Below are 10,995 nucleotides of genomic sequence, written 5' to 3'. Positions count from 1 at the left end.
TATGCAAAAATGGACATTAAAAGAAATTGTGGCCCATGCCAAAGCTCATTCACCTTATTACAGAGAGCTTTATAAAAATGTTCAATCTGATAAATTGTCAGATCTTCCTATCACTGACCAAGGTGAGTTTTGGAAGAGTCGAGTGGTGACAGAAGAACAACCTGATGGAATCGTCTTTAAAAGTGGCGGAAGCACAGGAGCTCCTAAGTACTCTTATTTCACTCACCAGGAATGGATTGCTTATACGGAGTCATTTGGCTGGGGAATGAGTGAGGGGATTCTCGATCATGGAGACAGAGTCGGGAACTTATTCTACGTAGGAGACCTATACGCTTCTTTTCTTTTTATTAAAGATTCATTGCAGTTTATCCCGTCATCAAAAAAGAGGATCACGCAGTACCCGATTGCCGGGCAAACCGATCATGTTCAGATTTTAAAGATCATAGAAGAGTTTAACATCAATACCATTGTAGGAGTTCCTTCTGCGATTCTGACAATGCTAGAGAAGTATTCAGAAAACAAATCCAAGTTTCCCAATCTAAAAGTTGAAAAGCTCCTTTTTGGTGGAGAAGCCTTATACGACGATCAACACTTAGCTTTAAAAAAGATTTTTCCTGAGATTCAAATTTCATCTATCGGCTGCGCCAGTGTCGATGGGGGGATGATTGGTTATTCAAGCCGAGACTGTGCTAATAATGAACATAGAGTTTATGATGAAGCGAGTATTATTGAGATTGTTGATCCAGATACCAATGAAGTGATTACTGAAAAAAATAGAGTTGGGAAGGTTCTTCTAACCAACCTGACTCGAAAATTGATGCCCATTATTCGCTATCCGGCAGGGGATATGGCGATGTGGTTGGAAGATGCCAATACACCTAACCGAAAATTTAAACTTCAGGGAAGATCTGAAGAAGCGGCAAGGCTTGGAACACTGAGTGTGTATTTTGAAGACACGCGAGACATGGTAATGAAGACATTAAAAGAGTCTTCAGGTATCCAATTTCAAATGATCCTGAATCACTACGATCATAAAGATGAACTGGTTTTTAAAGTTGCTGGAAATGGAATTGATAAATCCACCGCTCAAGCAAGACTGGTAGATGCTTTCAGTAAAGAAAAGCCTGGTTACATGGATATTTTAAAGAAGAATCTTATTCATCCGCTTAAGATCGAAATTGTCGAACAACGTGAGCTGGATGCCAATGCCAGAACTGGAAAATTAAAGCGCATTATTGATCAACGTTTAAAGTAATGAAAAGGAAATATTAGATGGATAAAGACACCAAAATTGTTATTTTCGGAATTATTCTAACGATTGTCGTTTTTGCGCTGGCAGTTTTCTTCAGGCTTAAGTCGTAGAGAAGTCCATGTCCTCAAGTCTCGGGTCATTCGGCCCCATAATGTATTTCTGTACGCCCAGGTTCCCAAAAATAAAATCAGGCACGCGGATACGATAGAAAATCCCTTTCTCATGATTTGTAGTGTTCACTACGTTGGTCTTTGAAAGGATGGCCGAATGAGCACTTCCGTCTTCATAAGGGATAAAAAGATCGTAGTGTTCTTGCTTTTCCAGGAAGAAATTAACGATATGTTCTCTTAGTCCTTTCATATCTTCCGGGTCATAACTTGAAACAAGGAAGCTGTTTGGATACTTTCTTAGGACAATTTTCTTTAACAGGTCGTCGTCGAGTTGGTCTTTTTTGTTAAAGACAATAATCGTTTCCTTATCTGTCACATTGAGTTCTTTTAAAACGTCGTAAGTGACCTGTAATTGCTTTTCGTAATGAGGGTCCGAGATGTCACAGACAATAATCAAAAGATCAGCTTCCAGGGCCGATTCAAGCGTTGTCTTAAACCCGTCAATTAGAGTGTTGGGAAGGTTGGAAATAAATCCTACCGTATCAATCATAATCATCGGAGGTTTTGTGTCCGGGTTAAGCATACGGTAAGTAGAATCGAGGGTCGCAAAGAGTTTGTTCTCTTCTAAGATTTCTACGCGGCAAAGGCGGTTCATGATCGAAGACTTTCCGGCGTTGGTGTACCCAACAAGTGCCGCAGTCACGGCCTGGTTTTCACGGCGTTTTTTTCGAACCTGTCTTTGTTTTTCCAGCTGAATTAATTCTTCTTTATAGAATTCAATTTTTTCTCTGATGATACGACGGTCAAGCTCGATCTGCTTTTCACCTTCTCCTCCGAGAACCCCGACTCCTCCGCGCTGGCGGTTTAAGTGAGTCCAGAATCCGGCAAGGCGAGGAAGCATGTACTGCAGACGTGCAATTTCGATTTGGATTTTTGCTTCTCTGGTGCGAGCGTGTTTCGCGAAGATTTCTAGAATAACGTGAACGCGGTCAACGACAGAAAGACCAGTGATTTTTCTGATGTTGGCGATTTGTCTCGCTGTTAATTCAAAGTCAAAAACTAAAAGCTGAGAGTCATCCATTTTAGCGGCTTCAGCGATCTCTTTTAGTTTTCCTGAACCTAAGATCGTTGCAGGATCAATTTCTTTTTTATTCTGAATGTGGGCCTCTCCGGTCTTTAGACCAAGAGTGCGCAGAAGTTCTCTAAGCTCATTGATTGAGCGTCTGGATTCACTTTCAGTTTGGTGATCCGGGAAATTAGGCGAGACTAGTGAGACAAGTGTCGCACGGTAATTGGGATCAATATTAAATTCGTTGTCCATCATAAGCTAAAATTATCCTGCGTGAACCGGAACCAAAATGTTATCTAGTAGGCGAGTGGTTCCTGATCTGAAAGCCGCTACAATGACTAATTCCTGGGTTTTGGCACTCGGGGCTTCCATGTTATCAGAGTCGAGGATTTCCAGGTAATCCCATCTCTTATCATTTTTTAAAACATCACTTACAAACGTTTTGTAGTCTTGTTTGGTGCGGATGAGTTTTTCAATTTTCACTAGTGTCTGTGGAAGCGTTAAAGCTTCTGCACGCTCACTTTCTGAAAGGTATTGGTTGCGGCTTGAAAGAGCTAGACCCTCGGCGTTTCTTACGATCGGCATGATGTGGATCTTGATTTTGATATCCAGGTCTTTCACCATCTTTTTGATGATCAGGCATTGCTGAACATCTTTTTGCCCAAAGTACGCAATGTGTGCGCGAGTGATAGTAAACAGGCGGTAAACAACTGTTGTCACTCCATCAAAGTGAGTCGGTCTTACTGAACCTTCAAACTTCTGAGTCATAGGTCCCACAGAGATCGTTGTCGAGAACCCTTGCGGGTAAATTTCTTCATTTGATCCCGGAGCAAAAACGGCAATCTCTTTTTGAGCGCTGATTAATAAGGCCATGGCCGAAATTTTCGCCAGGTCTTCATCAAGTGTGCGCGGGTATTTATCAAAGTCTTCGTTGGGCCCAAATTGTTTGGGGTTTACGAAGATCGTGACAATCGTCACATCGTTTTCTTCCGTCGATTTTTCAATCAACGAAATATGTCCTTTGTGAAGATTTCCCATCGTTGGGACCAGACCGATTTTTTCGCTTTTAAGCGCATTTCTGTAATGGTCGAAATCTTTTTTCGTCGTGAATACTTTAATCATATTTAGTTAGGTGGAAAAAACTGGAGGATAATTTTATGGGCCAGTTCTTTTTTTGTTAAGATGCCTTCGTAAGTAAAACCTTTTGGCGAAAGCAGGCGGTATTCAGCGAAGTCAGCATTAAAGCCTGTGACTTCCTGGTTTTTAGTCAGGCCATTGTTCACTTTAGTTCCTACTAAAAGATCAACTGGCTTTGACTGCATTTTTTTATTTAACACAGAATCACTTGGGTCTGTTTCTGCGGCAAATCCTACAACTTTAAGTTTTGCACTTTTCTTTTCCAGCACTGTTTTTAAAACATCGGTCGCCGGTTTGATCTTTAGGCTATCGCCCATAGAGTCTTTTTTGATTTTAGAATCAGAAACGTCAAACTCGATATCAGAAATCGCAGCTGAACTAATATAGAGATCAGCGTCGTTTAAGTGTGAATGAACCGCATCCTTCATCTCTTCAACCGTTTTAGCGCGAAGAAGTTTGAAGTTAGGGTGTTTTGAATAAAGATTTAATTTTGCCGTTGAGTGAGCGCCGGCAATCATCACTACTTTGTGTCCCATTGAAAGGGCCGCTTCTGCCAGGTAGTAACCAGTAATTCCCGAAGAAGAGTTTGTCAGGTAGCGGACAGGGTCAAGCGGAACAATCGTCGCCCCAGTTGTAACCAGAATTGTTTTTTGGTCAGCGCTCTGGATAGGTTTGATCATTGTCGGGATGATTTCGATAATCTCATCGACATTTGGAAGTTTTCCAAGGCCCACTTCTTCACAAGCTAAGATACCGGCGTCAGTAGGAGAGACAAAAAGATTGTTTAGAGTTTTAAGTTTCTTAATGTCTTCGATATTTTTTTCAGTGAAGGGGTGATGAAGCATATTAGTGTTCATCGCCGGGAAAATTAAAGTGTTCTTGTGTGGCTCAAGCGCAAGGAAAACAGATGACAATAAATCTGAAGCCTGACCTTGAGCTAAACGAGAAAGAGTGTTGGCCGATACTGGAGCAATCGCAAATACATCACACCAGCGTGCCAGGTCGATATGCAGAACGTTTTTGTGAACGAAGTCGTCTTGCGCTTTATACACGTCACTCACACCTAAGTAAGTGAAGACTTCTGGTACGACAAATTTCAAAGCACCTTCAGTTAAAATAACTTTAACTTCATGTCCTTTTTTGACCAGTCCGCGAGCAATGTCTAATGATTTGTAAGCTGAGATTGAACCGCTTACGCCTAACAATATTCTCATTGAAGGAATATTTCATAAAAGGCGCGTGTTTGCAATTTAAGGCATGACCATAGTCACGATTTTCTTAGTGTGCGGGATGTAACTAAAGACAAAAAGAGTAGAGAAAAAAATGAGGAAAGTTGCTTGCGTAACTACCAGAAACCAGCCCATCTTTCCTAAGCTCTTATCGACCTTTTTGTAGGTGTAATTGGACTTTAAAACCTGGTGTCTATACTCGACAGTGGACGAAGAAGAATATTGGCTGATTTTGTTCATGACCTCTTGGTCACGGAACTCCTGCCTTTTTTGTTGCAATTCTTGTTCGGTCATACCCCTAGCCTCGTAGAATATTGTACGGAACTTATCGGATATTATAGGGGAAAGCTTAAATGGCCGCTTGGGCTTGCTTAACTGGTTGAAATCTCTTGATGTAGGTGCAGCGCTGGCATAGGTCTTCGACCAGTTTTTTTGCCTCGAAGCCTTTCTTCATAGCGCGGGCCCTCTGGCCTTGCAGGATTTCAGAGAGAGACATTTCAGGCATTCTTCCCAGGTCGATGCGTGCTTCTTTGTCGAGGCAGCAAGGAACCACTGTCCCATCGGCATGGATTCCAATATGAGAAGAGAGTCCGTGGCAAAATCCAGTTTCAGATTGTTTAGGCATCAGTGGGCTTGGCCACTCGAAACGCGAGTCAAAATGCAGGTAGACGCGCTTATAAATGCGTTTACTTTTAATATTTCCAACGTCGATGTCTTCTTTGATTTCAGTCTCAAAAAAGTTACCGATGGTTTTTAAAATATCAGAGTTTGAGTCATTCTGAGTTGTGGTCTCAAAGATATTCCACAGGCGGTAATTGATATAAAGCTCAGGGCGAATTTCCTGCGACTCCTTCGAGAAATTGAGAATATCCTGAAGGTAAGGATTGATGTCTTTATTTTTAAAATTGTCTTTAAAAGCATGAATTGAAAAATTGATCTGGTGAAAAGCAGGAGAAGTTGAAAGCAGCTGCTTATAGCGATTTAGTAAAATCCCATTGGTCGTGAGATTGATACGCACACCAGCTTCCTCGCAGTATTTAATAATGGTTTCAAATTCCGGGTGGGCCAGGGGCTCTCCCATCAGGTGTAAACAAACTTGCTCGGTGTGGGGGGCGACGTTATTGATAATACTTTTGAACATATCAGCGGGCATGATCTTCTTGTCGCGTTCAACCACAGGGCAAAATGAGCACTGAAGGTTGCAAATATTACTGATTTCAATATAAACGCGTTTGAATTTGTTCATTAACGTGCTATTTAGCACACATTATGTCTCAAGACCAATCACCACCTAATTTTTACTATTTCCTATGTAACCCGGGCTCAGAGAAGTTCCTGAAGGAAGAGATCCGCCTGATTTATCCAGAGCTTGCTTTTGCATACTCCACGGAGGGGTTCCTGACGTTTAAAGAAACGAGGAGATTAGGGAAGACGTTGAGACCTGTTTTCTGTCGTCACTTCGGTAAATTTATCAGAAGAGGATCGTACGAAGAAATCCGTTCTAAGTGGCAAGGTAAGGCCCTGTACTACTCTCTTAGCGGAGAAATTTTTGAAACTTACGAATACCAAAGTGGTGACTGGGTAAAAGAAATTATTAAAGTTTCTGATAACCAATACTACTTCGGTGAATTTAAATCAGGCATTTTCAATTCTCCAACTCCTGGAGGATTTAGCACTGCCGTTCTTCCAGAAGAAGCTCCATCGCGCGCGTATTTAAAAGTGATTGATGGAATGAAATACATGGGAGTGAATCTTCCTGCAGGTGATACTGCTTTAGAAATTGGTTCAAGCCCAGGGGGAGCGACGTATGCGCTTTTGAAGCAAGGATTAAAAGTTGAAGGTGTTGATCCAGGAGAGATGGCGCCAGTGTGTATGGAGAATCCAAACTTCATTCACCATAAAGTTTCGATTCAGGATTTCCACGTCTCTTCGCTAAAAGATCACGTCCAGTGGTTGTACGTCGATATGAACCTGGCACCGGAAGGGTCACTGCGCGAAATTGAAAAAGTTGTCGATGCCATCAGACCTTCACTAAAAGGTGCTTTCATTACGCTTAAGATGACTAAGTTTGAATTGGTGTCTCGAGTGCCGATGTACTTAAACATCATGGGGAAAATGGGGCTTAAAGTTGTGATGGCAACTCAGTTGCCATCACACAAACAAGAGTTCTTGGTTTACGCTGAGTAATTAGAGAACTTTCTCAATATTCTTTGTCACACTCTCATCAAGTGGGTCAATTTTTGAACTAAAGCGTCCAACAACATGACCTTCTTTGTTGATGATGAACTTCACAAAGTTCCAGCCAATATCTCCTTCGTAGCCTTTTTGAGTTGTCAGCCATTTGTAGAGCGGAGTGATGCCATCGCCTTTGACCACTTGTTTTTCAACGATAGGGAAAGTCGCGCCGTATTTTAAGCGACAGAATTTTGCGATCTCTTCGTTAGACTCTGGAGACTGTCCAAGGAAATCATTGCTGGGAAAACCCACAACCACAAAGTTTTTGCCTTTGTATTTCTGATAAAGTTTTTCGATGTCATCAAGCTGGCCGGTAAAACCACAGCGTGTAGCAATGTTGACGATCATCACTGTTTTTCCTTTGAACTCGCTGAATTTGACTTCTTTTTTATTTGTATCGACGTACTTAAAGTCATAGAAATTTTCTGCTCTAACGTTTGTAGCAAAAAGAGTTGATGAAATAAAAGCAAAGCACAATAAAAGTTTCGACATGAAAACCTCGTTTTATGTTAATTGGAATGATTATAGCTCTGTTTTTCATGTTGGGAAGGTTGTCTGAGCAATGTTTATCCCTTATGATGAGCGTGTCTATTTACTTGGGGCAGTATGTTTCCTTTTGATGCAGAGATTATGCCATTCGTGATCCAGTATGCACATTCACCTGTGCTGGTGTATTCGATTGTCTCTGCCATGATGTTCCTTTCAAGTTTTGGATTGCCGATCCCTGAAGAGGTGACGATCGTCGCATTAGGGCTTATCGTTCACATGGGCCGACATCCTGATCAATACCCTCCGCCTGAAGGCGTGAGCATTTCTCCACTTAATATTTACACCGCCATGGCCGTTTGTTTTTTCGCCATCATGATAAGTGACTTCATCGTCTATTCGTTGGGAAAAAAATTTGGAACCAGCCCGTGGCTGCATAAGTTTTTTAGAAAGTACCTAGGAGAGAACTCACTGGAGAAATCGAGAACGATGATTCACAAGCACCGCTTTTTAGTTCCAGCAATTTTTCGTTTCACTCCTGGTGTGCGTTTTCCAGGACACCTTTCATGCGGAATGATGGGGATCTCCCCGTGGACATTCTTAGCGGCCGACGGTTTAGCTGCTCTTATTTCCGTACCAACTCAGGTCTATCTATTTGCTCACTACGGAGAAGTGATTCTCTCAACTATTAAGCAAGTAAAACACTATGCCCTTATTATTGCGTTGGTTGCCGCTGGTCTTTATATAGCGGTTAAAGTGAAGAAGAGAATTTTCGGGAAAAAAGAACCAAGCGCGACCTAACCCCACTCAAAAATTTAATTATTTAGGTTTCCATCTCGATAAGTAGCCTCAAGAGGTTGCTTATGAAAATTAGAAATGCCACGGCCCTAGTATTACTCCTGTCATTCGTTGGTTGTCAGACGCCAATGACTCGTATGCCGAGTTCTGTGACTGACTCTAAAGATTGGGAAGAGCTGCGTTCGCTGAAGCAACGTAAAGTTGAATTGGGAGCGATGAGTGTTCACTTCCAGAAAAAGAAAAACGAAGAACAACTATTAAAGATTCAAGACGAGCAGAAAAATCTTGATAAGAAGATCAAAGATATTGAGTCTCGAATTTCTGTCCTGGATGTGGGTGGGAGCACTATCACTAATAATCCAACTGAGTGGCGTGAAGAAAAAGAGCGTATTGAATTAGGAAAGCTTGAACTTTATTCACCTGAAAAAAATGTTCAGTTATCGATCTCTACCTATGAGGCCCGCCAGACGGAAGTACGCTTAACGCATAACTTTTTCACAGCAATGGGCTATCGACATGAGGCCGGATCAAATGAACAAAAACCGACAATGGATTTCGCAGTAAAATGTGATGCTCCGTTTGTTATGAAGTACGGTTTTACAAATAAAAAGGCAAAAGCAGGACAGGTTGTAAAATTCTCACTAGGGGATAAGAAGATCTCTAATGACTGGAGAGATTTTAGTTTTCATCCTGATTTAAAGTCTTGTGATTTCTCTTTTACAAGTTCACTGGAAAATAAGCCTAAGACATACTCTTTTAAAGTTGTTAACGAAAGCAGCAAACTAAAAGGTTTAGAATCACTTCTTTCAACGACAGAAGTGTGCTCGCTGAAGAAAGATACAGGTCGCTTTTTTGAGACGACAGATTTCTCAAATATGACATGTCCTATGAAGTACGACTCAATCAACATTCTTCCTGAGCCGGAAGACAGCTTACACGCTCGCGTGATTGGTCTTTTAGGACACGATCTACCAAAGGATTTCATTAAAAAAGGAAATCCTTACGCGGAACTTGATTTCTCTAAAGCTCCAAAGTTTGATTCAATCCTTGTTTCATACCTGGTTTTTAGAGCAGACTTTTACGGAACTCTTTTAGCAAGACTTCTTGCTTACCATGCAGATCAGGGAGCGCTCGTTCGCATCGTGGTTTCTGACGTTATCACGTTAGATAAAGACGTGGCGATGTATGAAAAACTCATGGCAGAGCACCCAAACATGAAAGTGGTCAGATACCAGTTTGATAACTCTCAAAAAGGTGGAGCGTGGATTTCTGAATTCCACCGTACAAACCACGTAAAAATGTTTGCTGCTTATTCAAAGGAAACTCCTGAAAACTCTTTTGTTATCGTGGGTGGACGTAACGTTCACGACGGTTTCGTTTTTAAGACACCGGTAGATGTTTCAAAATTCCCGGAAATCGTAAACTATGTTTCTGGTGATGAGTCATGGGCATACTGGAGAGATTTTGAAATGGTCATTAAGGGACAAAACTTTGTTGAAAGCGTTGTTCGTCACTACATGAACTTTTACCATATCAACAAAGACAACCTGGTAATGAAGCTCTCTAGTGTAGCTGTTCAGAAAGAAGCAGCTGCTGAATCAGAAGAAGAAAGCCTAAGACATTATATCTCGATTCCATTTAAGGACGAACCAAACCTGAACCTGTTCTATGCACGCATGGTAGATTCAGCTAAAAAGAAAATCCTTATTAGTTCGCCGTACTTTAGACCGGTAAAAGAAATCCATGATGCTCTTCAAAGAGCAGTTGATAGAGGTGTAGATATTACAATTATCACTCGCCTTGACCTGGAAGGAGACACTGCGGATTTCATCCTTGGTGCTGTAAACAAGGACGGGGTTAACAAGTTCTTAAAGAAAGTAAAAGTATTCGAGTACACTGAACCAAAAGTTATTCTTCACTCAAAACTTCTAATGGTTGATGATGAAGTGTCTTTTATCAGCTCGGTTAACTTAAACAAGAGAAGTTTCTACCACGATCTGGAAAACGGTGTAGTGGTAAACGACAGAAAATTCACAACAGAGATGGGACAACTATACAAAGAGTATATGAAAATCTCTCGCCAGCTGACAGAGGAACAAAAGATTGTCTTCTGGAAGAAATGGATCATCACTATTTTTGATAAAGTTTTATAACGATTCGAAGCTTAATTGCTTACTTAACTTAAGGCCATGAGTATCAACCTCATGGCCTTCTAGTTTTAAGAGGAAGATTTTCATTTCCATACCTCCGGCAAAACCAGTGAGCTTTCCGCTCGAACCAATCACGCGATGACAAGGAATGATAACCGGAATGGGGTTCTTCCCATTGGCGCCACCGACAGCTCTTTGAGCGTTGGGAGCTTTTAGGTACTGGGCCTGCTTTCCATAACTCCACACTTGCCCATAAGGGATTTCACAAAGTGCATTCCAGGCGCGGTTTTGGAATTCAGTTCCTTCAGGACTAAGAGGAAGATCAAACGTCTTCCTCTTGCCGGCGAAGTATTCATTTAGTTGTTTGATTGTTTTTTGGATAACTTTATTGTCTTCATTTTTTACCGCTCCAACCATTTTAGGTTTCTCTTCATCTTTTACATAAAGAGCACAGAGCGCGTCCTCACTGGCCACCAGGGTGATTTTTCCAATAGGCGAGGGCATTGTATTGTAATGAAGTTTTTCCATT

General features: G+C 41.4%; 11 protein-coding genes. 4 read left to right on the top strand and 7 right to left on the bottom strand.

The annotated features are described in order from the left end of the window. Position 1: 1 nt before the first annotated feature. The gene (locus C0V70_RS14990; protein WP_102244678.1) at positions 2-1,255 is read left to right on the top strand and encodes a phenylacetate--CoA ligase family protein; all 1,254 of its coding nucleotides are present in this window, start codon (positions 2-4) and stop codon (positions 1,253-1,255) included. Between the two features lie 96 nt (positions 1,256-1,351). Here C0V70_RS14990 and hflX read toward each other — a convergent pair whose 3' ends face one another. The 5 genes from hflX to C0V70_RS14965 are packed head-to-tail and all read right to left on the bottom strand — an operon-like array spanning position 1,352 to position 6,043. Continuing rightward, complete coding sequence (gene hflX, locus C0V70_RS14985) at positions 1,352-2,686, bottom strand: GTPase HflX (protein WP_102244677.1); 1,335 nt, start codon at positions 2,684-2,686, stop codon at positions 1,352-1,354. A 9-nt stretch (positions 2,687-2,695) separates the two neighbouring features. Beyond that, entirely contained in the window at positions 2,696-3,553 is an 858-nt protein-coding gene (gene panC / locus C0V70_RS14980) for a pantoate--beta-alanine ligase (protein ID WP_102244676.1), read from the bottom strand. Positions 3,554-3,555: 2 nt separating this feature from the next. Then, entirely contained in the window at positions 3,556-4,782 is a 1,227-nt protein-coding gene (gene coaBC / locus C0V70_RS14975; RefSeq protein ID WP_102244675.1) for a bifunctional phosphopantothenoylcysteine decarboxylase/phosphopantothenate--cysteine ligase CoaBC, read from the bottom strand. Positions 4,783-4,818: 36 nt separating this feature from the next. Further along, entirely contained in the window at positions 4,819-5,091 is a 273-nt protein-coding gene (locus C0V70_RS14970) for a hypothetical protein (RefSeq protein ID WP_102244674.1), read from the bottom strand. A gap of 55 nt (positions 5,092-5,146) precedes the next feature. After that, positions 5,147-6,043 (bottom strand): radical SAM/SPASM domain-containing protein, encoded by an 897-nt coding sequence (locus tag C0V70_RS14965; protein ID WP_102244673.1) that lies wholly within the window; start codon positions 6,041-6,043, stop codon positions 5,147-5,149. Between the two features lie 23 nt (positions 6,044-6,066). On the opposite strand from C0V70_RS14965, the gene C0V70_RS14960 reads away from it, so the two are divergent. Then, positions 6,067-6,984, top strand: coding sequence for an SAM-dependent methyltransferase (locus C0V70_RS14960; RefSeq protein ID WP_102244672.1), 918 nt, complete (start codon positions 6,067-6,069; stop codon positions 6,982-6,984). Here the strand turns inward: C0V70_RS14960 and C0V70_RS14955 are convergent, their stop codons facing one another. Beyond that, positions 6,985-7,524: a glutathione peroxidase gene (locus tag C0V70_RS14955; protein WP_102244671.1), complete on the bottom strand. Its 540-nt coding sequence runs from the start codon at positions 7,522-7,524 to the stop codon at positions 6,985-6,987. Positions 7,525-7,638: 114 nt separating this feature from the next. Here C0V70_RS14955 and C0V70_RS14950 point away from each other — a divergent pair, with 114 nt between their 5' ends. Together C0V70_RS14950 and C0V70_RS14945 are read left to right on the top strand one after the other, a co-directional pair. Continuing rightward, positions 7,639-8,319 carry a DedA family protein gene (locus tag C0V70_RS14950; RefSeq protein WP_102244670.1) on the top strand — a complete coding sequence of 227 codons (681 nt, stop codon included), beginning with the start codon at positions 7,639-7,641 and terminating at the stop codon, positions 8,317-8,319. A gap of 62 nt (positions 8,320-8,381) precedes the next feature. Next, on the top strand, positions 8,382-10,469 hold the full coding sequence (locus C0V70_RS14945) for a phospholipase D-like domain-containing protein (protein ID WP_102244669.1): 2,088 nt from the start codon (positions 8,382-8,384) through the stop codon (positions 10,467-10,469). Here C0V70_RS14945 and C0V70_RS14940 read toward each other — a convergent pair. Continuing rightward, positions 10,464-10,994 (bottom strand): methylated-DNA--[protein]-cysteine S-methyltransferase, encoded by a 531-nt coding sequence (locus C0V70_RS14940; protein WP_102244668.1) that lies wholly within the window; start codon positions 10,992-10,994, stop codon positions 10,464-10,466. The two genes, C0V70_RS14945 and C0V70_RS14940, sit on opposite strands and share 6 nt — an antisense overlap. Between the last annotated feature and the right edge of the window lies 1 nt (position 10,995).

The organism is Bacteriovorax stolpii (assembly GCF_002872415.1).
In the GTDB taxonomy this organism is placed as follows: domain Bacteria; phylum Bdellovibrionota; class Bacteriovoracia; order Bacteriovoracales; family Bacteriovoracaceae; genus Bacteriovorax; species Bacteriovorax stolpii.
The sequence above is the reverse complement of the archived record's forward strand: the minus strand, read 5'-3'. Positions and strand labels throughout refer to the sequence as shown.